Here is a 24502-nt window from a genome sequence, read left to right as displayed (position 1 = left end):
CCAACAGCCGGAAGGGCGGGCCCCGCTGCCCGAACGGGCAGTTGCCTTTTCGGGCAGAGATTGGTTCCCGCTGACCTATCCGCTCGGTCGTTTCGCCGCGAACGTCCACGCAGGAGCATCGCCGATGACAGAGAGTGCGCCGACAAGGGAGGCTCGCATGCCCACCTATCTCACGCCGGGTGTGTACGTCGAGGAGATCGAGGCGGGCGCCCGGCCGATCGAGGGTGTGGGCACCGCTGTCGCCGCCTTCGTCGGATTCGCGGCGGACGGCCCTTTCAACACGCCCACGCTGGTGTCCAACTGGACCCAGTTCACCCAGACGTTCGGCGACTTCGTCGAAGGCTGCTATCTGGCCCAGTCGGTCTACGGCTATTTCCTCAACGGTGGGGCCAACTGCTACATCGTCCGCATCGGCGGCCCTCGGGGCCAGGAAAACGGTGCGGCACCGAAGGCCGCGACGCGCCAGGCCGTGCTCGGCGGCTACCGATTCGTCGCGAAGGAACTCTCGGGCGGTGGCCAGCCCGGTGAACTCACCGTCGAGGTCGCGGAACCGGCCGGGGAGAACCCCGGCGACGACCGGTTCACCGTACTCGTCAAGAAGGACGGCAAGGTCGTCGAGACCCACAACGTGACCACCAAGCGCACCAAGGAGAACGTCGTCACGTCGGTGCGCGAGAAGTCGAGCTTCATCACGATCGAAGAGCTCGCGACCGCCGGCGCGGTGGCGAAGCCGGACCGGGGCACCGCCGTGCTCACCGAGCCGCCGCAGCCACCGCCCGTCCCGCGTCGCATCGCGGCCGACGACTATGTCGGCGACGTCGCCGATCGCACCGGTTTCGGTGGCCTGGAGGCGATCGACGAGATCACCATGGTCGCCGTACCGGATCTGATGGCCGCCCACCAGCGTGACCTGATCGACCTCGACGGCGTCAAGGCCGTGCAACTGGCGATGATCGCGCACTGCGAGCTGATGGGTGACCGGATGGCGATCGTCGACCCGCCGCCCGGGCTCAACCCGCAGGAGATCCGCACGTGGCGGATGGACCAAGCCGGGTACGACTCGAAATACGCGGCTTTGTACTACCCGTGGGTGCAGGTGCTCGACGCCGCCAGCGGGACCAATACGTACGTGCCGCCGAGCGGGTACATGGCGGGGGTGTGGGCGCGCACCGACGCGACTCGCGGTGTCCACAAGGCACCGGCGAACGAGGTCGTTCGCGGCGTGCTGGCGCTCGAGACGCATCTGACCAAGGCGGAGCAGGAGCTGCTCAACCCGATCGGCGTGAACTGTGTGCGCTCCTTCGCGGGCAAGGGGATCCGGATCTGGGGAGCGCGCACGTTGTCGAGCGACCCGGCGTGGCGCTACCTCAACGTGCGGCGGCTGTTCAACTACCTGGAGGAATCGATCCTCAACGGCACCCAGTGGGTCGTGTTCGAGCCGAACGACGACGCGCTGTGGGCGCGGATCCGGCGCACGATCAGCGCTTTCCTGGTGATGGAGTGGCGCAAGGGCGCGTTGTTCGGCCTCACCCCCGACGAGGCCTTCTTCGTGAAATGCGACCGGGAGACCAACCCGGCCGAGGGGATCGATCTCGGCCAGGTGATCTGCGAAGTGGGCATCGCGCCGGTGAAACCGGCGGAGTTCGTGATCTTCCGGCTGGCCCAGATGTCCGGCGGCACCAGCCTGGTCAACGAATAGTGAAAGGGCTCCGAAATGGCACTTCCCGATCTTGACAAGGCCGTCGGCCACTCCTTCGGGCTCGAGATCGACGGCGTTCAGATCAAGCAGATCTCCGAGGTCTCCGGACTGAAGATGGAGCAGGACGTCATCGAGCTCAAGCAGAACACCGCGGACGGCAAGTACGTCATCAAGAAGCTCCCCGGCCGCCCGAAGGCGGGCGAGGTGACACTGACCCGTGGGCTGACCGACGACAGCTGCTTCGAGAAGTGGGTCAAGGACGCGCACTTCGGCAAGATGGGTTCCGCTCGCAAAGGCGGCGCGATCATCGTCTACGACTACGAAGGCACCGCGCTCAAGCGCTACAAGCTCACCAACGCCTGGCCGAAGAGCCTGGAGATCGGCGCGCTGAAGGCGGGCGACACCAGTGTGCTCACCGAGAAGCTCGTGATCACCTACGAGCAGATGGAAGTCGAGTGAGCCCATGCGCAGGGTGATGGCGTCGGCGCCGGCCGAGGAAACCTCCGTCGTACCGGAGGAGCGGGCGCGGCCGAAGCTGCGGACCGAGTTCGCGTTCGAACTCCCGCGCGGGTACGTCGACGACGCGGGGAAGGTGCACCACTCGGGGGTGATGCGGCTGGCGACCGCGCGGGACGAACTCGTCCCGCTGCGGGACGACCGGGTCCGGGAGAACTCGGCCTTCCTGACGGTCGTGCTGCTGGCCAGGGTGATCACCCGGATCGGCGACGTCACCGACGTGCACGCCGGCGTCATCGAGAACCTGTTCGCCTCGGATCTGGCGTTCCTGCAGGACATGTACCGGCGCATCAATAGCGAAGGCCATACGCGGGCGGGTGTCGCCTGCCCGGAGTGCGGCCACGAGTTCGTCGTCGATGTCGCAGGCGGCCGCCTGGGGGAATCGTGACGTACGCGGCCGGACGGCTGCACGAGGAGGTCGCGTACGTCGCCTACCACCTGCACTGGTCGCTCGACGACATTCTCGACCTCGAACACCACGACCGGTTGACCTACGTCGCCGAGATCGCCCGGATCAACACTCGGATGAGCGAGGGACGGTGACGCCGCGATGTGGACATGGCGCAGGAAGCCGCTCTCGGAGCCGCAGTCACCGGTCACCCTGCCGGTGACCCGTGCCGAATGGCGAAGCCTGCCGCCGATCCAGCGCGTCGTCGCCGAGCATCCCCTGATCAACCCGGTGCAGCGGTTCAGTTCCTCGTTGACGTCCTGGCGGAGCCCGGCCTACCTGGAGCCGCTGGGCCATCGGGTCGGTCCAGCGGAACCCGCGGGTGTCATCGGCGGTCTCGCGCACCCTCGCACGGCCGAGCCGCGGGTACCGGACATGCCCGTGGTGCAGCGGTCTGCCCGCAAACGCGGTGTTCTGTCACGTCTGTGGGGAATGTCGGTGCAGCGCACTGCCGGACCGGCCACTCCGGCGCCCGAAAGCCTTGTCCCCGAACAGGAATCCGTGTCTTCGGTGGCGGCCGAGGAGCCGTCGCCTGCCGAGCCGGGACCGGTTTTCGAGCCGACGGCCACCTTCGTGCTACCGGCCGTCGCGGCCGCGACACGGGAACCCGACCGGCCGCCGATGCCGTTGACGTCCGCGGGCCTGTCGGCGGCTTCTGCGCGTCCGCCGGTGAGGACGGTCCAGGCGATCCGGTCGGAAGCCCCGGCTCCTCCTCGCACGCCGGTTCCCTCGGTCGAACCCGCTCCGATGTACGCCGAACCGCCGTTGGCCGGGACTCCTCAGACCGAACGAGGCCCGATAGCGTCGGAGCCCGACCTGGCTGATGCCGAGCCGTTCGAGACCCGGCCGTTCGAGACAGAGTCGTTCGAGACCGTGCCGGTCAAGGCTCCGGACCCGGTCCCCGCCGAACCACTTGCCTCGGCGGTGGCGACACCACCGCCGGTCGAACCACCGCGGCCCGCCCTCCCGGTGGTCCAGCGGACCGAACAGAGCGAGGTGGCTCCGCGGCGGCTGGGACTCGGCGCACCGATCTTGCCGGACTCGGGCGATGCCCGGGCGTCGGTGCCCTCGGGTGTCGAGCCGGGTGTTGCCGTGCCCGTACCGGTAGTCGAAGAAAGCGTCACCGAAGCGGACGCGCCGCTGGCGGGTGCCGTCGAGACCCCGGTGCTGCCCACAGCGCCGTCCGAGGAGACCTCCGCTCGGGAACCGGTGGCGGAGGCGCTCCCGCGGCCGGTGGTCTCCCCGGCCGCGTCCGTGGAGACGCCGACGCAGGCTCCGTCGTCACCGTCTTTGACATCCACACCGACGACCTTTCAGCGTTCGGTCGTCGAACCTGCTCTGGAACTTCTGTCTCCGAAACACCAGGACGCGCCGCAGCCGGTGCGGCGCCTGCAGGACGGATCACCAGGGGAACCGGCGGCAGATGCGCGGATCTCGGTCTCGCGGGCGGTCGAGCCGCCACCGAGCCTGCCGACGGTCGCGTCGTCGCCCGGCATCACCGTCCGCTCGCTCGAACCACCGCGGAATTCCTCCGGGACACCGGAAATCTCAGAGCCGCCTGGGTCGCCGGGCGGCTCCGCGAGCGCGCCACCGGCATCGATGGTCTCGACGCCACTGCTGCCGGTGGCACGAGTGGTCGGCGCGGCCGCGGCATGGCCTGTACCGGCGGCGGTGACCCAGCCGTCGGGAACCCTGCCGCCGAGCCGGCCGACCCTCACCGTCGGTACCGCGTCGATGAGCGGTAGCGGTGCGGCCACACCGCTACCGGAACTGGCCGTGTCCCGCGTGATCGAGGCTCCGAGGATCACGAGCCCGCTGCCGTCCGTCCGGGTCGTGGACGGCGCGACGCCACGAACGGTGCAGCGCGCCGACGAACCGAGTCCGCTCGTCTCGGCGACGCTCGCGGCCGAGCCAGGCACGATGTCGCAGGTAGCTCCGCGGAAGGACGGCGAAGCCTTCCGGCTGCCGACGGCGGCGCTTCCGGTCGCGAGGAGCGCCGATGGCGTCGAACCGGCTCCCTACTCGCCGAAGCCGGACAGCGGAACCCTTATGAGCGCCGAGCGTTCCGTGCCGCTGCCGGTGGCGAGGATGGCCGAAGCCGGGAACCATCCGAAATCCACAATGGACATTCTGCGGACCGCGCAACGCACCGGGGCGAGCGAGCCCGTCGACCACGGCACCGGCTTCGTGCCCAACCAGCCGCCCGTCGTCATTTCGCGACAAGCCGAGACTCCGGTCGTGCAGCGCGTGCCGGAAGCACCACCGCCGGAGCCCGCCGCACCACCGGTCGAGGCGCAGGTGCCCGCGGCCCCGACGACGGGTGTGACGGCACCGGTCCCGCAGCCGGAGACCGAGGAACTCGTCAAGAAGCTGTTCGACCCGTTGCTCCGGCGGCTGAAGACCGAACTCCGCCTCGACCGTGAGCGCCGCGGCGCGCTCACCGATCGCCCGCACTGAAGGAGAAGCCGATGCCGGACGCGGAAGAAGCCGTCGCCGTTTGCTACGTCGTCAAGCTCGACGACAAGAACCTCGGCAACCTCGGCGCGTTCAGCAGTTGCGACGGGCTGGGCTGCGAGTTCGTCATGGAGCAGCGGGAGGAGGGCGGCAACAACGGTATGGTCTGGCAGCTCCCGACGCGGATCAAGTACTCCAACGTCAAGCTCTCCCGTCCGGTCACCGAAGCCAGCTCGCAGATCACGAAGTGGTTCGCCGCCATGGCGGGCGGTATCGAGCGCAAGACCGCGACCATCGAAGCGCGCACCCTCGAAGGCACCGTGATCGCCAGCTGGTCGCTGGAGGGTGTCGTCCCCGTGCGCTGGAGCGGGCCGCAACTTTCGCCCGACTCGCCGAAGGTCGCCACCGAGACCCTCGAACTTGCCCACCACGGCTTCCTCAGCCCGGCGAAGAAGGGCTAGCCATGTCCTCGCCCGTCACGTTCACCTCCGCCGGTTCCCAGCCGCCCGCGGCGTACGGCTCCGGCGAACCGGCGCCGAACAACCTCCAGCGCGCGCTGCTCGAGGTCCGTAAACCACCGCAGTCCGGTGGCACCGGCCAACCCGGCGCCAAGCTGTTCGAGATCAAGTTCCAGTTCAACCCCAAGGAACTCTCGCTCACGAAGAACGCCAAGTGGGGGCGGGATCCGCAGCGCAACGCGAAGAAGAGCGGACCGCCCGAGTTCAAGGGCTCGGACCCGTGCAAACTCGCGCTGGAGATGTTCCTCGACGCCACCGACAAGATGGACGACGCCGTCGTCAAAAAGGTCGAGCAGCTCTTCACCTGCTGCGTCGCCACCGAGGAAAGCCGCCAGCACGGCAAGGGTTCGCCGCCGTGGGTGATCTTCAAATGGGGCGGGATGACCGGCTTCCCCGCTTACGTCGCCAGTGTGACCGCGAAGTACACCCTGTTCACCCCGTCGGGCACTCCGGTGCGCGCGGTGTGCACGGTGAACCTGGAGGAGATCGCCGGCGAGCTGAGCGGGCAGAACCCGACTTCAGGAGCGCTGGCGGCACGGGACACCCATGTGTTCGTCGCCGGTGATTCCCTGCAGGCGGTGGCGTTCCGGGCGTATGGCGACGCGGCGAAATGGCGCGCGATCGCCGACGCCAACGACATCGACGACCCGATGCGGATGCGGCCAGGCACCCGGTTGCTCGTGCCGGCGCTGGAGGAACTCGATGGCTAACGAGAGTTTCGCGAACAACCTCATCGTCGAGGTCGCCGGCGGTCCGCTGCCCGACGACGTGAAGACACTGCTCTCGTACGCCTATGTCGACGACAGCCGGAACCTGCCGGACATGTTCGTCCTGCGCTTCCGCGATTCCGGGCACGTGGTGCTGGACAAGGGGAAGTTCACCGTCGGCGCGGAGATCAAGCTGAAGGTGCAGACCTCCGATCCCGAAGCACCGCAGGAACTGCTTTCCGGTGAGGTCACCGCGGTCGCGATCGACCTCGACCGGATCGGGACCTTCACCGAGGTACGCGGCTACGACCACGCGCACCGGCTGTTCCGCGGCAGGCGGGTCGCGGTCTACCCGGGGATGAGCGTCGCCGACGTCGTCATGAAGGTGACTCAGCGGGCCGGGCTGAAGGCCGGCAAGATCGACCGGGTCCCCGGTGTCGGCGGCCGCCCGCATTCGCAGTTCAGCCAGGACAACGTCAGCGATTGGGAGTTCCTGTCCCGGCTGGCCGAAGCGGTCGGCGCCCAGATCGCGGTGCGCGATGGCGCGCTGGACTTCAGCCTCGCGGAGAAGCCTTCGGCCGCACCTGCCACCACCGCGAAGGCCCACACCGACCCGCTGGTGCTCGAGGCGCATCGGACCCTGGTCAGCCTGCGCGCCAGCGTCACCGCGGCCGAGCAGGTGCCCGAGGTCGAGGCCCGCGGCTGGGACATCGAAACGAAGAAGGCCGTGGTGGCCGTCGAGAAGCCGAAGAACGCGGGAACCGAGGTCGAGGGCGTCGACCCGGTCGCGCTCGCGAACAAGTTCTCCAGCCCCAAATACGTGTCGGCGGATACGCCGCGCCGGACCCAGGCCGAGGCCAAGGCGGCGGCGGTCGCGCTGTCCGAACGGCTCGGCAGCGCCTGCACCGAGCTCGACGGGGTGGCCAAGGGCAACCCGAAGCTCCGGGCGGGCGCGGCGGTGACGCTGACCGGCGTCGGCAAACCGTTCGCAGGCAAGTACACGCTCACCAGTACCCGGCACCTCTTCACCGCGGAGGTCGGCTACACCACCGAATTCACCGTCTCCGGGCGTCAGGAACGGTCTCTCTACGGGCTGGTCGCCGGTGGCCCCAGGACGTCGACGTGGCCCGGCGTGGTGCCCGCGGTGGTCAGTGACGTGAAGGATCCCGCCGGGCTCGGCCGGGTCAAGCTGACCTTTCCCTGGCTGGATCAGAACTTCACCAGCAACTGGGCACGCACGGTGCAGCCCGGCGCCGGGAACGGGCGGGGCGCGATGGTCATGTCCGAGGTCGGCGACGAGGTGCTCGTGGGCTTCGAACAAGGTGACTTCGAAGCCCCGTACGTCCTCGGCGGGCTCTTCAACGGTGCCGACGCGGTCCCGAAGTTCACCGCGTCGCCGATCGACGGCAACAGCGGTGAGATCGCCGTACGGGGTTTCGTCTCCCGCAAGGGACACAAGCTCGAATTCGCCGAACAGGACGGCGTCATCGTCGCGTCCGGGGACGGGAAGCTGGTGGTCAAGCTCGACCAGAAGAACCAGATGATCGAAGTGACCAGCGGCAAGGGCATCACGGTGAAGGCGCGGAACGGGGTGAGCATCGACGCGGGCAGCGGCCCACTGGAGCTCAAGGGCCAGAAGGTTTCCGTGAACTCGGCGACCGAGGCGACCGTCGAGGCGAGCGCAAGCCTGAAGTTGTCGGGCACGGCGGGCGTGAAGGTCGAAGGCGCGACGGTTTCGGTCAAGGGGCAGGGCCAGGCGGAGCTGAGCGCGAGCGGCGCCGTGACCGTGCGCGGCAGTGTCGTCAAGATCAACTGAGGGGAACAGGCATGCCACCAGCAGCGAGGGTCGGCGATCCGACCGGGCACCCTGGCGTCCTCGCCGGACCAGGGGTACCGACCGTGCTCATCGGCGGGATGCCCGCCGCCACGGTCGGCACCATGCACACCTGCTCGTTCCCGCCGCCCGCGGTGCATCCGCCGACGCCGATAGCGCCGCCGGGCTGCCCGACGGTGCTGATCGGCGGCCTGCCCGCGGCCCGGATGGGTGATCTGGCCGCCTGCGGCGCGCCGATCATCCTGGGCTGCCCGACCGTCCTGATCGGAGGCTGAGGTGGACTTTCTCGGCAGGGGGCTGGCGTTCCCGGTGCGCACCGACGCAACCGGTTCGATCGCCTTGGTCGGCGGAGAGCGCGAGGTCGTCGAGAGTATCCGGCTGATACTGGCCACCGCTCCCGGCGAACGGCCGATGCGCCCGGAGTTCGGCTGCGCGGTGCACGATCTCGTGTTCGCGCCCGCCGACGCGGCCACCGCCGGGCAGATCGCCTACGAGGTGCGCACTTCGCTGGAACGGTGGGAGCCGCGGATCACGCTCACCGATGTCGTAGTCGGGTTCTCCGAGGCCGACCAGGGCACGCTGCTGATCGACATCAAGTACCACCTGCGCGGCACCAACGACCCGCGCAACCTGGTCTTCCCGTTCTACGTCATCCCGGCGCACGAGTCCACTCAGGACGGTGTGTGATGTCGCTGCCGATGCCCAATCTGGACGACCGCCGGTTCCAGGACCTGGTCGACGAGGCGAAGAGCCTCGTCCAGCGCAACTGTCCGGAATGGACGGACCACAACGTCTCCGATCCCGGCGTGACGTTGATCGAAACGTTCGCGCAGATGGTCGACCAGGTGCTCTACCGGCTCAACCGGGTGCCGGACCTGCACTACCTGCGCTTCCTCGACCTCATCGGCGTGCGGCTGTTCCCACCGGCCGCGGCACGCGCCGACGTGACGTTCTGGCTCTCAGCGGCGCGGGACGTCCCCGTCGTCGTCCCCGCGGGCAATCAGGTCGCGAGTGTGCGCGACGAGGTCGAGGACCCCGTCGTGTTCACCGTGGAGCGAACGCTGACGATCGTGCCGTGTTCACTCACCGGTTTGGCGACCGGTGGATCCGACACCGGCGTGCCGCCGGTCGACCGCACCGACGAGCTGCTGGTCGGCGGCGAACCCGCGTGTTTCACCGAAAGTCCCGCGCCCGGCGACTCCGTCTACTTCGGACTGTCGGACGCCGTCCCCGGCTGCGCGGTGCTGCTGCGGGTGGACTGCGAGGTCGAGGGACAGGGCGTCGATCCGCACGACCCGCCGTGGGTGTGGGAGGCATGGGACGGGCACGGCTGGGCCGCCGGTGAGGTCGACCGGGACAGCACCGGCGCCTTCAACCGGTCGGGAGACGTCGTGCTGCACGTGCCGCCGGGACATACGGTGTCGGTGCTCGCCGGCAGGCACGCGGGCTGGATCCGATGCCGCTTGACGGAACCGAACCAGCATCAGCCCTTCTTCCAGCGGTCGCCGCGGCTGCGCTCGGTCGAGGCGTCGACCGTCGGTGGCACGGTCGGCGCGGTGCACGCCGAGGTCGTGCGCGGCGAGGTCGTCGGCACGTCGGACGGCCTGCCAGGACAGCGGTTCCCGCTCGGCAGGCGTCCGGTGGTCGCCGGCGGGGACGAGCTGATCGTGGAGGTGTCCGGTCCGGACGGCTGGCAGGAGTGGACGGAGGTGTCCTCGTTCGCCGAGTCGGGTCCGGAGGACCGGCACGTCCAGGTCGACCGGGTCGCCGGTGAGATCGCGTTCGGCCCGGCCGTGCGCCAGCCCGAGGGCGGCATCCGGTACTACGGCGCCGTTCCGGCCAAGGCCGCCGCGATCAGGGTGCCCGCCTACCGGGCCGGTGGCGGGCGGCGGGGGAACGTCGCCCGTGAAGTACTCGAGGTGCAACGGGATCCGATCCCGTTCGTCAGCGGCGTGGTGAACCGGCGCCCGGCGACCGGCGGGGTGGACGGCGAGTCGGTGGAGGACGCGGCGGTACGCGGACCGCTGCTGCTGCGTACCCGCGACCGCGCCGTCACCGCCGAGGACTACGAACAGCTCGCGCGCGAAGCGGCGCCCGACGCGGCGAGGGTGCGCTGCGTGCCCGCGCACGGCGCCGACGGCCGTGAGACCGGGGCGATCCGCGTCCTCGTCGTGCCCGCCGTTCCCGACACCGGCGAGCTGAAGTTCGCGACGCTGATGCTCGAACCCGGTATGCGCACACGGATCGAGCGGTATCTGGACGAACGCCGCTGTGTCGGCGCCCTGGTGTCCGTGGAAGCGCCGTTCTACCACGGGGTCACGGTCGTCGCCCGGTTGAGGTCGCGCCGCCGGACCAGCCCCGGCGCTCTCGGCCCACGGGCGACACAGGCGCTCTACGACTACTTCAACCCGCTCACGGGCGGGCCGGACGGCGACGGCTGGCCGTTCGGGCGGCCGGTGCACTCGGGCGAGGTCTTCGCGGTGCTGCAACGGCTTCCCGGTGTCGAGCTGGTCGAGGACGTCCGCCTGTTCGCGGCCAATCCGGTTACGCGGGAACGCGGCGAGCAGGTCGACCGGATCGACCTGCCGCCCTACGCGCTCGCGTTCTCGTTCGGGCACCAGGTCCGGGTCCGGGAGAGTGGCGGATGAGAGCGGCCGTGCCTGGGCTGCCGAGCCCGCACCCGATCGGCGAGCAATTGCCCTCGGTCTACGCCGAGGACCGGTTCGTCCAGGGTTTCACCGGTGCGCTCGACGAAGTGCTCGCACCGGTCTTCGCCACGTTGGACAACTTTTCGGGCTATCTCGACCCGCGACTGGCGCCGGAGGACTTCGTCGGCTGGCTGGCGCATTGGGTGGCGTTGCGCGTCGACGAAGGCTGGAATCCGGCCAGGCTGCGCGAACTCGTGGTCCGGTCGGTCGAACTGCATCGGTGGCGCGGCACGCGGCGCGGGCTCGCCGAGCACGTGCGACTGCTGACCGGTGGCGCGGTCGAGGTGACCGACAGCGGCGGTGTCGTGGCGTCGCCGGAGCCGGGAGCACCGCTGCCGGATCCGGGACCGCCGTGGGTCCACGTGCGCGTGCGGGTACCGGACCGGGGCCGGATCGACGAACGACGGCTGATGGCGACGGTCGTGGACGCGGTGCCCGCCCACGTTCGCGTCACGGTCGAAGTGGTGGAGGGGTAGCGGATGGTCATCTACCGGGAGTGCGGGCATCAGGGCCCCGCCGACGTCGAGTTCTGCGGCGAATGCGGACGGTACCTGAAATGGGACGACGAGGAACCCGCCGCGGTGCGCCAACCGGCCGCCCAGCGGCAACTGGTGCAGCCTGCCGAACAGCTCGCTCCGGCGCGGCAGCCTCAGCAGCTGACGGTCGACGAGCAGACGCTCAATCCCGGAGACCTGATCTGCGGCCGATGCGGCAAGGGCAACGTGCCCACCCGCAACTTCTGCGGCCGTTGTGGCGCGTCCCTCGCCGAGTCGGAGGTCGTGAAGACGTCATGGTGGCGACGGTTGTTCGGCCGCCGGTCCCGGGAACACAAGGCGGGGGAGCGGCCGGGTAAGGACGGTGTCCGCCGTCGCGCGGGCCGCGCCGGGGCCGCGCGACGCCGCGTCGGCAAGGCCGTCCGCCGGGTGATCGCCGTGATGCTGGTGCTCTCGGCGCTGATCTACGCGCTGTACCAGCCGTTCCGGGGTGCGATCAACACCGCCGCCCTCGGCCTGTGGAGCCAGGCGACGGGGATCTTCGAAACGAAGCTGAACCCGGTCCGCCCGAGCAAGGTGACCGCGAGCGCGCAGTCGCCCGGCCATCCGGGAAACCTGGTCAGCGACAACGCCAAGAACACCTTCTGGGCGGGCGCGGCGCAGAGCGAACCCGTACTGGTGTTCACCTTCGACCGTCCGGTGGACCTGCGGAAGGCGATCGTGCATTCGGGCAACGGCGCGAACTTCCAGGCCGCGCACCGGCCGAAGACCCTGCATCTCGTGTTCTCCACCGGCAAGACCTACGACATGGTGCTGGCCGACACGCCGGACGCCCAGGAGGTCCCGATCGAGAACAGCGCGGGGGCGACCGGCATCGAGCTGCACGTGGTCGGGCTGCATCGCTCGCTGGACGGCATGGACGTCGCGATCTCCGAGATCGAGCTGTTCGAGGCAGGCTGAGGAAGGACCGGATGACCATGCGCCCGAACCGAGCGGTGGCGGCGATCGCGTTCGTCGCGGTGCTGGGCGGAGCGGCGATCACCGGGGTGTTCGCGCCGACCGCGGCGCAACAGCCCGCGCCGCCCGCCGCGCCCTACCGCGTCGGCTACGTCAGCGCCGCGACCACAGGCCTGTTCCAGGCCACCGGCGAGGGCGCGGTGGCGGCACTGCCGCCGGGCGCCGGGAGCGTCGATTCCGACGCGTCCGCGGGTAAGGGCGGCCTGGTGTGGGTGAGCAAACGGGCCGTCCGCGACGGTGCCGAACGCGACGGCGAGATCTGGTACCTGCGGGACGGCACCCGGGTTCCGGTGCGCCTGACCGACGACGCGACCGCCGACACGCGGCCGGCGTTGTCGCCCGACGGTTCGTCGGTCGCGTTCGTGTCGGAACGCACGGGCAGCAAGGACATCTTCGTGATCGGCGTCGACGGCCGTGGCCTGCGCCAGGTGACCTCCGGACCGGCGGCGGACGATTCGCCGAGCTGGTCGCCCGACGGCGGCCGTCTCGTGTTCAGCGGTACCGGCGAGGACCCGGCCGGTGACCTCTACACCGTGCCGTCGAACGGCGGCGCGCCGACTCGCCTGACCACTGACCCCGGCGCGGACACCCAGCCCGCCTGGTCCCCGACCGGTTCCCGGATCGCGTTCACCACCACCAGATTCGACCCGGCCGGGGATGTCGTGGTCATGGCCGACACCGGTGGCGCGGTCGCGCGGGCGGTGCCGGAGCCCGGTGACTCGTCCGAGCCCGCGTGGTCGCCGGACGGCGCGCGGCTGGCCTTCACCACGCGTCAACCGGATCCGCTCGGTGACGTGAAACAGGTCGCCCCGCCCGGCGGTCAGGTCTCGGTGATCTCCGCGCTGCCCGGGGTCGGCGAGACCGAAGCGACCTTCCGCGCCGATGGGCAGCCGGTGTTCACCCGGCTCAGCGGCGGGGACACCACCGACATCTGGAGTGCCGACGCGCGCGGCGGCGACCGCCGTGACCTCACGAACCGGCCGGACGCCGACGAAGCCGATCCCGCTTTCTCCCCGGACGGGACTTCGCTGGCCTACACGGAGTTCGGCACCGGCGAGTTCCGGAGCAGCCGGATCGTCGTGGCGAACGCCGACGGCGGCGCGCCGAGGCAGCTGACCGGGGCCGAGGAGGGTAAGCGGGAGCGGCACCCGGCATGGTCGCCGGACGCGACGAAGATCGCGTTCACCCGGACCGTGTCGATCGGGGACGGTTCCGACAGTTTCGTGCGGATCGTGCGCGTCGCGGACGGCCGTCTTCTCGGCGACATCCCGATCCCGGCGCATCTGCGCGGTGACGACTCGCAGCCGGTGTGGTCGGCGGACGGAACGAAGATCACGCTCACCCGTGCCGCCACCCGGATCGGGCCGCCGGGACCGTCCAGAGTGGACCCTCCGGTGGTGGACGTGCCGGTCGGGCGCGGCGGTTCGGCACGGATCGCCAAGACGGTGCAGACCGACCGGATCCGGTCGCTGCCGGATGTCGTCCTGCTGATGGACCAGACCGGCTCCATGGGCGGGGTGATCGAGCAGGTCAAGACGAACCTCGGCAAGGTCATCGACAGCGTGCGGGACCAGGAGAAGGAAGCACGGTTCGCCGTCGCGGCCTTCGGGGACGTGGGCGACGACGTGGGCGAACCCGTCCCGCGGTCGTTCTTCGTGCAGCAGCCGCTGACCCCGGCGGGCACCGATGCCGAGCGGAAGTTGCTGTCCGACGCGTTCGCCCGGATCGAGGCGAAGGGCGGCGGAGACACCGCCGAGGACTGGCTCCTGGCCTTGCAGAAGGTCGCGACCGGCGCCATCACCTTCCGCCCCGGCAGCAGCCGGATCCTGGTGCTGGTCGGCGACGCGGCGAGCCATGAAGACCCACCGGACAAGGGGTCGGCGGTCCGGGCGGCGGTGTTCGCCGCGTTGAACGCGGCGAAGATCAGCGTGGTGGCCGTGCCCGCGGTCACCGGAGGGTCGAGCGAGGATCCCGACCGCGGCCTCGACGCGCGGGGACAGGCGACCGCGATCACCAAGGCGACCGATGGCGTCCTCACGCCGGGCACCGACGCCGGCCAGATCGCGCAGGCGATCATCGCGGGCATCGGCGACCTCCCGGTCACCGTCCAGCCGGTGACCTTCTGCGATCCGGGACTCACGATGACGTTCGATCCCGCGGGCCCGCAAAGTGTTCCAGGTGGCACGAACGCGCGATTCGTCGAAACGGCGACGGTGTCCCCGACGGCCGCGCTGGGTTCATTGCCGCGCTGCCGCGTGGAATTCCGGCTGAACGGGGAAACCACCGTGCGGCCGGGTTACACCGAGGACGTCACCGTGCGCGTCAAAGATCCGGCGCTGCCCCTGATCACGCTGCACGACCGGACGGTGACCGGGACCGGCCCCACGGTGATCGAGTATCCCGCGAGCGCGGTGGACGCGGACGGGAGTCCGCTCAGGCCGAGCTGTACGCCCTCGTCCGGCAGCTTGTTCCCGGTCGGGGCCACCACGGTGACGTGCACGGCGACCGGGAGGAACGGCACGGCCGTCGAGACCGCGGTCATGGCCGTCGTCCAGCCGGGGGAGACCCGGCAGAAGATGGTGTGGCAGGTCGCCCTGACCCAGCCTTCGCCGGACGCCGTCGTGCCGGGAGACCAGCGTGACCTTTCATCGCTGTTCGGGCCGGGTTGCGGAGCCGGCGCGGAAGGATCGGCGGATGTCTCGCCGGACGGGGCCACACTGGCGTTCCAGAGCGGCAACGCCTTGGTCTGCGTCGCTCCCGCGGGCGGCGGGCCTGGCCGGATCCTGGTGCAGCGCGCGGGATTCGTCGACGATCCGGCCTGGTCGCCGGACGGCGGGCTCATCGCCTACACGACCTTCCCGGGTGAGGCCCCGCCGCAGGTCGCGGTGGTGCCGTTCACCGGCGGTGACGGCCGGATCCTGATCGACGGCCCCGGCGGGGCGGAACAGCCCGCGTTCCAACGGATTCCCGACCTCGCCGTGAGCGCGAACGCCGTGCCCGCCGCGATCCCCTTCGAGGGGCTCACCACGTTCGAGTTCGTCGTCACCAATCGCGGTGTCACCGCGTCACCCGCGGTGGGTCTGTTCGTCCGGCTGACCGCCGGTCTGCGGCAGGCGGCCGTCCTTCCCACCAAGGGCACCTGCACTCCCGAGCCGGTATGCGCGTTCGGCGCGCTGGTTCCGGGCGAGGAGGTGAGGGTGCGGTTCAGCGCGACCGGTCTGGTCGCCGGAGCCCAGGCGGCGACCGGCACGGTCACCACGACGGGTCCCGACGCGGACCCGCGCGACAACTCCGTGACGGCGGTCGTGACGGTCGGCGAAAAGCCGGCGCCACCGGTGACTCCCGGATCCTTGTCGGTCGGGATGTCGGTCTCGGCGGTCCCGCTGTTCGTCGGCGGCGACGACGTGGTGCTGACCTACTTGGTGCACAACGGTTCCCAGGTCGCGATGCCGGACGTCCGGCTCGTGACCCAGCTGCCACCGGGGCTCCCCGCGACTTCGGCCGCGCCCGGATGTGGGCCGGGCGGCGGAAGTTGCGCGCTCGGGACGGTCGGACCCGGTCAGACGGTCGCGGTCCGGATCTCCTTGGCCGCGAAGGCCGCTTTCGACGCCCCGGTGTCCGGCACGGTGAGCACGACCGGGCCGGACAATAACGCCGGTGACAACACGGCCAACGCGCGTGTCGTGGTCCGGCAGCCGGTGGTCGAGCTGGATTCGAAGGTCGGCACACTCGGCTTCGTCCCGCGGGTGCGGGGAACGGATTTCCCGCCGGGCGCGGTGGTCCGGCCGGCCTGGTCGGCGGGTATCTCCGCACCGGGGCTGGTCACCGTCGGCGCGGACGGAAGATTCGAGGCGCGGTTCCTGATCTTCCACCACGACCTGATCGGGCCGCGCACGGTCAACGTGACGTCCGTGGGTGGCGTGAAATTCGGGGCGGTGCGGTCGGAGCCGATCCTGGTGGTGCTCCGCACCCTGCAACCCCCGTTCATCACCCGCGGCTGACGAGGGTCGTTGCCCCAATGGGCAACGACCGGCGCACGGCCGCACACCCGTCCGCTGGTGCCGGATCCGGTTCCGGACGCGCAGACTTCCGGGTATGGGAGCAACGGCGACGCTGTCCGAGGCCGGCCTGGTCGCGGAACCGGGCCAGGAGATCAGCTGCTCGGTGACCATTCGCAATGCCGGCCGGGTCGTCGATCAGTTCGCGATCGAAGTGGTCGGCGACCCGGGTGCCTGGGCCACCGCGGAACCGGCGACGGTGAACCTGATGCCAGGGGAGGTGGGCACGGTCGTCGTCCGGTTCGCGCCGCCGAGGTCGTCGGACGTCGCCGCCGGCCTGATTCCTTTCGGTGTCAGGGTTTTTTCGAGTGAGGACCCGGCAGGGTCCGTGGTCGAGGAGGGCACCCTCCAGCTCGGCGCGTTCACCGAGGTGACCGCCGAAGTCGTTCCGGCGAAGGTGGAGGCCGGTGCCAAGGCCGATTTCGAAGTCGCCGTCGACAACCGCGGGAACCATCCGGTCGCCGTCGAACTGAGCGCGCTCGACCCCGAGGACGAGCTCGACTTCGAGCTCGAACGGAACCGGGCCGACCTCGCGCCGGGCACGGCGGCGTTCGTCCGCCTGCGGGCCCGGCCGCGGAAACGGTTCCTGCGCGGGCAACCCGTCCGTCACCGCTTCCAGGTGTTCGTCATCGCGGACGGCGCCGAACCGCTCAAAACCGAAGGCACCATGGTGCAGCGGCAGTTGCTGCCGAAGTGGCTGCTGCCGGCGCTGGCCGCGCTGCTGGTGTTGCTGCTGGCCTTGGTGGCGCTGTGGTTCACCGTACTGAGGCCCGCGGTGAAGTCGGCCGCTCGGGAAGCCGCTCAGGAGCAGAACCAGGAGGTGATCAAGGCGGCGCAGGAGGCCGGTGGCGCCGCGGGTGAGGCGAAGAAGGAGGCCGGTCAAGCCAAACAGAACTCCGAGGACGCGATGAAGGCCGTCGGGTTGACCCCACCCGCCGACGGTTCGGCTCCCGGCCCCAGGCCGTCGAACGGCGTCCCCAACCCGGCGGGCAACGCCGCCGGGACACCGACCGACTTCCGTGTGGCGGCGGACGCGGCCGTCGACTCGAACGTCAATCGCTTCGCCGAATTCCCCTACACCTTGCCGGATGCCACGAAAACGCTGGTCATCACCGACCTGATCCTGCAGAACCCGCGTGGTGACAACGGAACCCTGCGGCTGTTGCGGGACGCCGGTGGCACCAAGACGGTCCTGCTGGAAGTCGGCCTCGCGAACTTCCGCGACCTCGACCACCACTGGTTGCAGGCATGGCGGTTCGCGCCGGGGGAGAAGATCGTGCTCGCCGTCAGCTGCCAGGCACCGGGAGGCGGTAGCCGGTGCAGCCCGTCGGTCTCCTTCTCCGGCCGGGTCGAATAGACCGGATCAGATCAAGCCCTCACGCAAGGCGAACGCGACGGCGTGCGCGCGGTTGCGGAGCTGGAAACGGTTGGTGATGTCGTGCAGGATCGACTTCACCGTCCGCTCGGAGTAGCTCAGCCGGTCGGCGATCTCCTTCGTCTCGAAGCCGTCCGCGATCATCCGCAGCACCTTGGTCTCGCGCTGCGACATCCCGGCCAGATCCCAGCCGTTCGGTTGCAGCACGTCCCGCTGCAACCGGGAGACCCGGGACAGCAGCCTGCCGAGCAGATCGGGCGGCAGCGCGCCCTCCCCGGCGGCCGCGGCCTTCACCAGCCGCACCAGGGTGTCGGGGGTGGCGTCGGCCCGGCGGATGATCGCGGAGACACCGTTGCCCACGACGTCCAGCAACTCCGCGTCGTCCACCTCCCCGGCGACCAGGACGATCCCCGCGGGGTTGGCACAGTGGAGGCTGCGGAGCAACTGCCGTGCCTCCTCGTTCAGCCGCTCGACGATGACCAGTACGACGGCCTGCTCATCGGAGTCGCCGGCGAAGCGGATCTCAGGGCGTGCGCGCAGCGCGGCGGTGACACCCGCGTGCGTGATGGTGTCGGTGGCATGGAGCAGCACCGGGATCTGGTCGACGAGCATCGATGAACCCCTCCCCGCGAACGGCGTTTCCTCCTTTCAAGGATCGTGTGGAGCGGGTTCCGCGAATAGGGATCCGGAGTCCCGATATGTCCCGTTTCGCTACTCCGATCGAGCGATGCCCGCCTTCCTGATCTTGGCGATGGCCTGGGCCCGGTCGGTGACGTGCAGCTTGCGGAAGATATGGGACACGTGGTTCCGCACCGTTTTCGGGCTGAGCACCAACCGGTCGGCGATGGAGGCGTTCCCCATGCCCTGCGCGATGAGCCGCACGATCTCCCGTTCGCGCGCGGTCAGCTGCGGGAACGACTCGTCGCGCGGGGTTTCCGTGCCCAGCAGCGAAAGCACCCTGGTCGCGATCGCCGGGCTGAAGATCGCCTCGCCGTCACCGATCACCCGCACCGCGCGGACGACCTGCTCGTTGCGCCCCCCTTTGAGCAGATAGCCGCGCGCGCCCGCGCGCATGGCGGCGAACACCGCGGCTTCGTTCTCGAACATGGTCAGCATGAGCACACCGGTGTGCGGGCTGGCGTGCACGATCCGGCGGGTCGCCTCGACGCCGTCGAGATCCGGGAGGTTCAGGTCCATCAGGACGACGTCGGGCTCCACCCTGCCCGCTTCCGCGACCGCGGTGAGGCCGTCCGGCGCTTGGCCGACGACCGCGATGCCGTCGGTGCCGTCGAGCATCGCGCAGAGGGCCGTCCGGAAGCCGGGATGGTCGTCCACCACGAGGACACGGAGGATCGGGAACATCGCTCACTCCTTGGTGGCGAGCGGCAACCAGGCGGCGATCCGGGTGCCGCCCGAGGGCACCGGCTCGATCACGCAGCCGCCGCCGAGGTCGACGGCGCGTTCCCGCATCGACCGGAGCCCGTTCCCGCCGACCACGGGCAGCGCCCCGCCGCCCGTGCCGACACCGTCGTCGACGATCTCCACGCGCAGATCGCCCGCCAGCGGCCAGAGGCGCACCGTGCACTGCCGGGCACCGGAATGGCGGGCGATGTTCACGAGCGCCTCGCGGATGATCCGGTACGCGGTGACCTCCACCTCGGCCGACAGTGGCGGCAGCTCACCGCGGACCTCGACCGCCACCCCCAGCGGGCCGTGTTCGGCGGGTACCCGGTCGGCGAGCATTCCGGCGTACCGGCGCACGGCCGTGACGAGGCTCGCGTCGTCGAGCGCGGGAGGGCGCGCGTCGGTCACGATGCGGCGCAGTTCGGTGATGGCGCCGTGGAGTTCCTCCTCGAGCCTGGCCAGGAGGCGCTCCGCCCCGGCTCGGTCACGGACGAGCAGTTCCCGGGCCGCGCGCAGCCCGAGCACCGCCACGGCGAGGGTCGGTCCGACGCCGTCGTGGAGATCGTTGAGCACGGTCCTGAGGCGGTTTTCGTACCCGGAGGGATGAACGACGTCGGTGACGACGAATGTCCGGCGCATTTTCTCCCCCGTCCGGCGGCATGACCTGGCCTCGGCGTCTCGAACGTGCGTAGCGTTCTGGTCACTCGCAGTACTAGTCGCGGAACGTCGCCCCGGCGTTTCCCCGCCTGCCGTCAGGTCGGGTAACGGTTTGGGGCCGATACTTACGCCCGCCTGGGTCGGTGCGGCGAGAAGGAGTGAAGAAGATGCGCGTGGTCGTCGTCGGGGGCGGGATCGTCGGTGCCGCGGCCGGATACGAACTGGCCATGGCCGGGGTGGACGTGGTCATGGTGGATTCGTCGGCGCCGGGCCGCGCGACGTCGGCGGGGGCGGGCATCATCTGCCCCTGGTCGTCCCAAGTGGACGATCCGGACTGGTACCGGATCGCCGTGGCGGGCGCCGAGTACTACGAACGGCTGCGGTCGGCGTTGGCCGAGGACGGCGAGACCGAGCTCGGATACCGGCGGGTCGGCTCGCTGAGCCTGGTCACCGAAGCCGAATCCGAAGAGGCCCTGCGGCGCGTGACGAAGCGGGCCGAGGAGTCGCCGTTGGCAGGCGAGGTCGAGCTGATCGACGCTCGCCGGGCACGGGAGTTCTTCCCGCCCCTCGCGCACGACGGTCCGGCGATCCACATTCCGGGCGCGGCGCGGCTGGACGGCCGTTCGGTCCGCGACGCGATGCGCCGGGCGGCGGTGCGGCACGGCGCACGGATCGTCGACGGCACGGCGTCCCTCGTAGCCGACAGCGCGGTTCGGGGAGTGCGGGTGGACGGGGAAGTCGTCGGCGCGGACGCGGTGATCGCGGCGGCCGGTGCCTGGTCGCCGCGGCTGCTGGAGCCGATCGGTGTCGAGGTGCGGGTGGAGCCGCAGCGCGGTCAGATCGTCCATCTCCGGCTGCCGGGGGTGGAAACCGGGCACTGGCCGGTGATCCTGCCACGGTCGCGGCATTACCTGCTGGCCTTCGACGATTCGCGGATCGTGGTCGGCGCGACCCGCGAGGACGGCACCGGCTTCGATCACCGGGTCACCGCCGCCGGGATGGCGGAGGTGCTGGCCGAAGCGCTGTCGGTGGCGCCGGGGCTGGCCGATGCGACGTACGTGGAGACCCGGGTCGGATTCCGCCCCGGCGGACCCGACGTCCTCCCGCTCCTCGGCACCGTCCCGCACGTGGCCGGGCTGGTCGTGGCCAACGGCTTGGGCGCGTCGGGGCTGACGATGGGTCCGTACGTCGGCTCGATCGCGGCTCGCCTGGCCCGTCAGGCCGATCCGGGGATCGACCTGAAGCCTTACGACGCCTTGCGGTGAGGCCGTACCAGGCTCCCGCGTTAACTGGATCGTGACAGACGGGGAAGCCAGGGGTAAAGGAGACGGCAGAAGCTTCCCCCATGAGGGAATCGGAGGCACGGTCGGAGACCGTCAAGGGTGCGAAGACCTCGATGAGCCGCGAGTTGATCGAGCTGGCGGCGCTGTTCATCGCGGCGGGCGCCGCTCATTTGTTCGTCAGCACGTTGTCGCTCGATCGTGTCGGGCCGGCCGTGTTGTTCGGGCTGGGGCTGCTGTTGATCGTGACGGCGACCCTGCGGCGCTGGTGGGTACACCGTCCGCAGGCGTCACGCCGCACGGTGGGAGAACACGAACCGCTGCCGGGTGAGGCGTGGCGGATCCGCGCCACGGTGCGCGACGTGCCAGGGAGTCTCGCGGGGGTGACGGCCGCGTTGGCGGCGCACCGGTACGACATCGTGTCGATGCAGGTTCTCGCCGTGCCGGACGGCGCGGTCGACGAGTTCCTCCTGCGCGCGCCCGCCGGTGCGACGGCGGCGGACATCGCCGCGGTGGCCGAGCTGGGTGGCGGCCGGGACGTGCGTGTCGTCCCGGCGGACGTCCACGAGTTCGTCGACCCGACCACCCGGGTCCTGACGATCGCGGCCGGCCCGCGCGCGGGCTCGGCGCAGCTGCTGCGGGCCGTGCTGGGAGAGTGCGACGTCGCCTGGCAGCAGGCCAGGGGAAGGTTCGCCGAGAACGTCGAGGGAACGTCGATGCGGCTGATCGATCCCGCGGGTGGTCCGATGCTGGTCACGCGCCCGTTGCTGCCGTTCACCCCGGTGGAGTTCGCGAGGGCCAAGGCCGTCCTCGCCCTCGAACGCCGGCTCGCGGGGACACCGGAGCCGACGGCGGACGCGGACGTGGTGATCGAGGAGAGGCACGCTCGGTGCGGACTCGGACCCTCCTCACCGGAACCCGGGCGGGTCTGGTCACCGCGGTGGGGACGCCGCGGAAAGGCGCTCAGGAAGCGCGTTCGGGAACACCGGGACGACGTCGTTCGGTAGCAAACCGTTGGCATGTCGCGAAACGTGTGGCCAGGGCGTCGCAGTAGGGTGTGGAGCTGAATGGGGGGAGGAGGGTTCCGTGGGTTCATGACGATCGAGAGCAGCAGAAGCCGTTGCCGCCGCCGCGACTGCGACGATGTGGAGTTTTGGCTGGGTTTGTGCGTCCAGGACTGGGTGCGGTGGCAGGACGGCTTGGAAGCCCTTGAACTGCCGGACGACAGGAGACCGGCGCCGCCACGCAGCGTGTTCATCGCCCCGGTGCGCTCCGGCAGTGTGTCGCAGCGGGCACTGGCGACAGGGTGACGCTGTCCGAGTCCCCGCGGTCAACCTCGTGGTGAAGTGTCCGGAGCGGACTCTTGGAAGGCTTTCCCGAGGTCGTCGGGTTCGACGCCGAGTTCCGCTCGGGCGACGTCCGGGTCGAGGATCATCTCGGTCGCGTGCAGTCTGCTCCACTGTGCCGGGTGGAAACCTATGACGAACCCTTGGCGGCGTTGGCGGATGCCTTCGAAGCGGATCAGGAGTTCGATGGCGCGTGAGTGAAGCTTCCAGATGCGCTCCGGAGGGCGGCCGATCGCGGTTGCGAGGCGGGTGAAGAGATCGGCCCAGGCGAGGTTCGCGGTGACGATCGGATAGTCGCCATCGGCGCGACGGTCCAGCGCCGCGACGGCGGCTCGCGCGACTTGAGTGACGGTGACGACGGCGGTGGTGCCGGGGTAGGCGAAGATGCCCGCGTTGCCGATGGACATGCTGTGCAGCATGGGCTCGAGAGGTGACTGCCTGCCGGGAGTCGTGCCTGCGACATAGGGGAGTTCGAGGACGGCCACGGAGGTTCCCGTGCCGACCGCGGCGCGTGCGTGCTCGGCTTGTTCGATCCTGCTGGCGATGTACGGGCTGAGTTCCGCCAGACGGAGTGCCGGCTGTTCACGCTGCAGGGTGGCGTAGAAACTGCCGAGGATGACAACGCGGTCGCACTGTGCCCGGCATCCGGCGGCGAGCACTCTGGCGACGGGCGCGACGTTGGTGTCGTGGAAGAACGCGGCGATGTCGGCGCCGCGTGGTGCGGCGACGGCGGCGGCCGATGCGATGACGATGCCCGTGTGGCCGGCGACGATCGTGTCGAGCCGGTCCTCGGACAGATCGGTGAGGTCGCCGAGTCGGACCGTCACCGCGGCGGGGAGATTCGTGGGTGGCGCGCGGACCAGCACCGTGACGTCATGCCCGCGCGCCAGTAGTTCACGCACGATGTGATGTCCGATGAACCCGGTTCCGCCTACTACCAAGACCTTCAACGGGCCTGTCCTTTCCTCGGGGGCGGTTTGACGATCGTCGTTCCGCGGTCGCCGGCCGAGCTGATCACCGCCGGAAGGAGTTGCCGGAGGAGCGCGCCCACCGCAGGATCCACGCCACTGCGGTCGCCAGAAGAGCCAAGCGCAAGATCCGAGAACCGCCAAGCTGTTCCTCGGCGGGCCGGGCGGGCACGGTGGGTGACGCGCGGGTTCCTTCGAGGGTTTGCCTCAGCTCGGCCAAGTGTGCCTGCAGTTCCGCCACCTGTTCTCGTGAAGGCGCGCGGCGGCTGAGAAAGACCTGGAAGAGAACGAAGGTCACCGCCGCCCCGACCAGCCCGGCACCGACGTTGGCGAGCGCGCTCGACAGAAAGGCCGCCCTGGACTGGCCGTCGGCACCGGCGACGAGAAACGCGACGATTCCGACGACGAGCCCTGCCGCGAAAGTCCCAGCCGCGAGAAGGGAGTTCGCCGTTTTCTCCTTCATAGCCGCCCAGGTCTGGCCTCGCCGCCAGCCGGCGAGAGCGAGTATCGCGATTCCGACCAGCACGGCCGCTCCGGAAACCAGGAGTTCGAGCGTCTCTGCCTGCGAGTCCGACTTTTCGGTGACGAAGTACGAGTGCACGTAACGGACTTCGTCGCCGTATCGGACCTCCAGCCAGCGCCGCGAACCATGCGACTCGCCACCGGTGACATCGGCCTTGACGATGATCAGCTGCTGATCCCGGTGGTATGTCGCGGTCGGCTCGCATTCGAGCGACGGGCATCGCCGGAGGTTCGCCTCGTCACCGGAGATGTAGCCGACGTCCTTCCCCGCGACGCTGGTCGCCGGGCCTCCGAAGAACAGCATCAACCCGAGGAGGAGGATGGCCGCGATCGTGATGGCACCGAGCCAGCCGGTGCCTCGCCGAGCCGAACTTGCCACAGGAAGCCCTCCCGCCTTGACCGATCGCGAACGAGACTATTTGAGGGGTAAGGCAAGCATGGCGTTGGTGCCGCGCACTTCACGGGTTTCCGCCAGTCGGACGTGTCGCGAAAGCCAC

At 70.0% G+C, this 24502-nt stretch carries 23 protein-coding genes; 18 read left to right on the top strand and 5 right to left on the bottom strand.

Features of this window, described 5'->3' with window-relative positions:
* Positions 1–157 precede the first annotated feature (157 nt).
* From ACFVM3_RS18120 to ACFVM3_RS18050, 15 genes are all read left to right on the top strand, one after another.
* Entirely contained in the window at positions 158–1699 is a 1542-nt protein-coding gene (locus ACFVM3_RS18120; RefSeq protein WP_378439954.1) for a phage tail sheath family protein, read from the top strand.
* Between the two features lie 15 nt (positions 1700–1714).
* Complete coding sequence (locus ACFVM3_RS18115; protein WP_125684688.1) at positions 1715–2158, top strand: phage tail protein; 444 nt, start codon at positions 1715–1717, stop codon at positions 2156–2158.
* A 4-nt stretch (positions 2159–2162) separates the two neighbouring features.
* Positions 2163–2603 (top strand): hypothetical protein, encoded by a 441-nt coding sequence (locus ACFVM3_RS18110; RefSeq protein ID WP_378439952.1) that lies wholly within the window; start codon positions 2163–2165, stop codon positions 2601–2603.
* The gene (locus ACFVM3_RS18105; RefSeq protein ID WP_016333592.1) at positions 2600–2758 is read left to right on the top strand and encodes a DUF6760 family protein; all 159 of its coding nucleotides are present in this window, start codon (positions 2600–2602) and stop codon (positions 2756–2758) included. Before ACFVM3_RS18110 ends, ACFVM3_RS18105 begins: the two co-directional genes overlap by 4 nt.
* A 7-nt stretch (positions 2759–2765) precedes the next feature.
* Positions 2766–5120: a hypothetical protein gene (locus tag ACFVM3_RS18100; protein ID WP_378439950.1), complete on the top strand. Its 2355-nt coding sequence runs from the start codon at positions 2766–2768 to the stop codon at positions 5118–5120.
* An 11-nt stretch (positions 5121–5131) separates the two neighbouring features.
* Positions 5132–5578, top strand: a complete 447-nt coding sequence (locus ACFVM3_RS18095) for a phage tail protein (protein WP_378439948.1) — start codon at positions 5132–5134, stop codon at positions 5576–5578.
* A gap of 2 nt (positions 5579–5580) precedes the next feature.
* On the top strand, positions 5581–6345 hold the full coding sequence (locus tag ACFVM3_RS18090) for a peptidase M23 (RefSeq protein WP_378439947.1): 765 nt from the start codon (positions 5581–5583) through the stop codon (positions 6343–6345).
* On the top strand, positions 6338–8158 hold the full coding sequence (locus ACFVM3_RS18085; protein ID WP_378439945.1) for a VgrG-related protein: 1821 nt from the start codon (positions 6338–6340) through the stop codon (positions 8156–8158). The genes ACFVM3_RS18090 and ACFVM3_RS18085 overlap by 8 nt, the downstream gene beginning before the upstream one ends.
* Before the next feature lie 11 nt (positions 8159–8169).
* Positions 8170–8451, top strand: a complete 282-nt coding sequence (locus tag ACFVM3_RS18080) for a PAAR domain-containing protein (protein ID WP_378439943.1) — start codon at positions 8170–8172, stop codon at positions 8449–8451.
* Position 8452: 1 nt separating this feature from the next.
* Positions 8453–8863, top strand: coding sequence for a GPW/gp25 family protein (locus tag ACFVM3_RS18075; RefSeq protein ID WP_125684703.1), 411 nt, complete (start codon positions 8453–8455; stop codon positions 8861–8863).
* Positions 8863–10824, top strand: coding sequence for a putative baseplate assembly protein (locus ACFVM3_RS18070; protein ID WP_378439941.1), 1962 nt, complete (start codon positions 8863–8865; stop codon positions 10822–10824). The genes ACFVM3_RS18075 and ACFVM3_RS18070 overlap by 1 nt, the downstream gene beginning before the upstream one ends.
* The gene (locus ACFVM3_RS18065; protein ID WP_378439939.1) at positions 10821–11360 is read left to right on the top strand and encodes a phage tail protein; all 540 of its coding nucleotides are present in this window, start codon (positions 10821–10823) and stop codon (positions 11358–11360) included. Before ACFVM3_RS18070 ends, ACFVM3_RS18065 begins: the two co-directional genes overlap by 4 nt.
* Positions 11361–11363: 3 nt before the next feature.
* Positions 11364–12338: an NADase-type glycan-binding domain-containing protein gene (locus ACFVM3_RS18060; protein ID WP_378439937.1), complete on the top strand. Its 975-nt coding sequence runs from the start codon at positions 11364–11366 to the stop codon at positions 12336–12338.
* A gap of 11 nt (positions 12339–12349) precedes the next feature.
* Positions 12350–16396, top strand: coding sequence for a DPP IV N-terminal domain-containing protein (locus tag ACFVM3_RS18055; protein WP_378439935.1), 4047 nt, complete (start codon positions 12350–12352; stop codon positions 16394–16396).
* A 94-nt stretch (positions 16397–16490) separates the two neighbouring features.
* Positions 16491–17810, top strand: a complete 1320-nt coding sequence (locus ACFVM3_RS18050) for a hypothetical protein (protein WP_378439933.1) — start codon at positions 16491–16493, stop codon at positions 17808–17810.
* A 6-nt stretch (positions 17811–17816) separates the two neighbouring features.
* On the opposite strand, the gene ACFVM3_RS18045 is transcribed toward ACFVM3_RS18050, so the two are convergent.
* The 3 genes from ACFVM3_RS18045 to ACFVM3_RS18035 form a co-directional block, all read right to left on the bottom strand.
* Positions 17817–18440 carry a response regulator transcription factor gene (locus tag ACFVM3_RS18045; RefSeq protein WP_378439931.1) on the bottom strand — a complete coding sequence of 208 codons (624 nt, stop codon included), beginning with the start codon at positions 18438–18440 and terminating at the stop codon, positions 17817–17819.
* Positions 18441–18539: 99 nt separating this feature from the next.
* Positions 18540–19190 (bottom strand): response regulator, encoded by a 651-nt coding sequence (locus ACFVM3_RS18040; RefSeq protein ID WP_378439929.1) that lies wholly within the window; start codon positions 19188–19190, stop codon positions 18540–18542.
* Between the two features lie 3 nt (positions 19191–19193).
* Complete coding sequence (locus ACFVM3_RS18035; protein ID WP_378439927.1) at positions 19194–19871, bottom strand: sensor histidine kinase; 678 nt, start codon at positions 19869–19871, stop codon at positions 19194–19196.
* A 185-nt stretch (positions 19872–20056) separates the two neighbouring features.
* Between ACFVM3_RS18035 and ACFVM3_RS18030 the strand changes: the two genes are divergently transcribed.
* From ACFVM3_RS18030 to ACFVM3_RS18020, 3 genes are all read left to right on the top strand, one after another.
* Positions 20057–21154 (top strand): NAD(P)/FAD-dependent oxidoreductase, encoded by a 1098-nt coding sequence (locus ACFVM3_RS18030; protein ID WP_378439925.1) that lies wholly within the window; start codon positions 20057–20059, stop codon positions 21152–21154.
* Positions 21155–21234: 80 nt separating this feature from the next.
* Positions 21235–22176 carry a hypothetical protein gene (locus tag ACFVM3_RS18025; protein WP_378439923.1) on the top strand — a complete coding sequence of 314 codons (942 nt, stop codon included), beginning with the start codon at positions 21235–21237 and terminating at the stop codon, positions 22174–22176.
* 87 nt (positions 22177–22263) lie between these two features.
* A complete protein-coding gene (locus ACFVM3_RS18020; protein WP_378439921.1) occupies positions 22264–22479 on the top strand; it encodes a hypothetical protein in 216 nt (71 codons plus the stop codon).
* A gap of 20 nt (positions 22480–22499) precedes the next feature.
* Here the strand turns inward: ACFVM3_RS18020 and ACFVM3_RS18015 are convergent, their stop codons facing one another.
* Together ACFVM3_RS18015 and ACFVM3_RS18010 are read right to left on the bottom strand one after the other, a co-directional pair.
* A complete protein-coding gene (locus ACFVM3_RS18015; protein ID WP_378439971.1) occupies positions 22500–23456 on the bottom strand; it encodes an NAD-dependent epimerase/dehydratase family protein in 957 nt (318 codons plus the stop codon).
* 73 nt (positions 23457–23529) lie between these two features.
* Positions 23530–24384, bottom strand: a complete 855-nt coding sequence (locus ACFVM3_RS18010) for a hypothetical protein (RefSeq protein WP_378439920.1) — start codon at positions 24382–24384, stop codon at positions 23530–23532.
* Positions 24385–24502: the final 118 nt, after the last annotated feature.

The sequence above is a fragment of the Amycolatopsis sp. NPDC057786 genome (assembly GCF_042797905.1).
Lineage (GTDB): Bacteria > Actinomycetota > Actinomycetes > Mycobacteriales > Pseudonocardiaceae > Amycolatopsis.
Note: the sequence above shows the minus strand (reverse complement) of the source record. Positions and strands in the feature narration are given on the sequence as shown.

What these genes read in the sequence shown, in the direction of transcription:
- ACFVM3_RS18120 (WP_378439954.1), top strand. Translation starts at nt 158, where the DNA reads ATGCCCACCTATCTCACGCCGGGTGTGTACGTCGAGGAGATCGAGGCG.
- ACFVM3_RS18115 (WP_125684688.1), top strand. Translation starts at nt 1,715, where the DNA reads ATGGCACTTCCCGATCTTGACAAGGCCGTCGGCCACTCCTTCGGGCTC.
- ACFVM3_RS18110 (WP_378439952.1), top strand. Translation starts at nt 2,163, where the DNA reads ATGCGCAGGGTGATGGCGTCGGCGCCGGCCGAGGAAACCTCCGTCGTA.
- ACFVM3_RS18100 (WP_378439950.1), top strand. Translation starts at nt 2,766, where the DNA reads ATGTGGACATGGCGCAGGAAGCCGCTCTCGGAGCCGCAGTCACCGGTC.
- ACFVM3_RS18095 (WP_378439948.1), top strand. Translation starts at nt 5,132, where the DNA reads ATGCCGGACGCGGAAGAAGCCGTCGCCGTTTGCTACGTCGTCAAGCTC.
- ACFVM3_RS18090 (WP_378439947.1), top strand. Translation starts at nt 5,581, where the DNA reads ATGTCCTCGCCCGTCACGTTCACCTCCGCCGGTTCCCAGCCGCCCGCG.
- ACFVM3_RS18085 (WP_378439945.1), top strand. Translation starts at nt 6,338, where the DNA reads ATGGCTAACGAGAGTTTCGCGAACAACCTCATCGTCGAGGTCGCCGGC.
- ACFVM3_RS18080 (WP_378439943.1), top strand. Translation starts at nt 8,170, where the DNA reads ATGCCACCAGCAGCGAGGGTCGGCGATCCGACCGGGCACCCTGGCGTC.
- ACFVM3_RS18070 (WP_378439941.1), top strand. Translation starts at nt 8,863, where the DNA reads ATGTCGCTGCCGATGCCCAATCTGGACGACCGCCGGTTCCAGGACCTG.
- ACFVM3_RS18065 (WP_378439939.1), top strand. Translation starts at nt 10,821, where the DNA reads ATGAGAGCGGCCGTGCCTGGGCTGCCGAGCCCGCACCCGATCGGCGAG.
- ACFVM3_RS18060 (WP_378439937.1), top strand. Translation starts at nt 11,364, where the DNA reads ATGGTCATCTACCGGGAGTGCGGGCATCAGGGCCCCGCCGACGTCGAG.
- ACFVM3_RS18055 (WP_378439935.1), top strand. Translation starts at nt 12,350, where the DNA reads ATGACCATGCGCCCGAACCGAGCGGTGGCGGCGATCGCGTTCGTCGCG.
- ACFVM3_RS18050 (WP_378439933.1), top strand. Translation starts at nt 16,491, where the DNA reads ATGGGAGCAACGGCGACGCTGTCCGAGGCCGGCCTGGTCGCGGAACCG.
- ACFVM3_RS18045 (WP_378439931.1), bottom strand. Translation starts at nt 18,440, where the DNA reads ATGCTCGTCGACCAGATCCCGGTGCTGCTCCATGCCACCGACACCATC.
- ACFVM3_RS18040 (WP_378439929.1), bottom strand. Translation starts at nt 19,190, where the DNA reads ATGTTCCCGATCCTCCGTGTCCTCGTGGTGGACGACCATCCCGGCTTC.
- ACFVM3_RS18035 (WP_378439927.1), bottom strand. Translation starts at nt 19,871, where the DNA reads ATGCGCCGGACATTCGTCGTCACCGACGTCGTTCATCCCTCCGGGTAC.
- ACFVM3_RS18030 (WP_378439925.1), top strand. Translation starts at nt 20,057, where the DNA reads ATGCGCGTGGTCGTCGTCGGGGGCGGGATCGTCGGTGCCGCGGCCGGA.
- ACFVM3_RS18025 (WP_378439923.1), top strand. Translation starts at nt 21,235, where the DNA reads ATGAGGGAATCGGAGGCACGGTCGGAGACCGTCAAGGGTGCGAAGACC.
- ACFVM3_RS18020 (WP_378439921.1), top strand. Translation starts at nt 22,264, where the DNA reads ATGACGATCGAGAGCAGCAGAAGCCGTTGCCGCCGCCGCGACTGCGAC.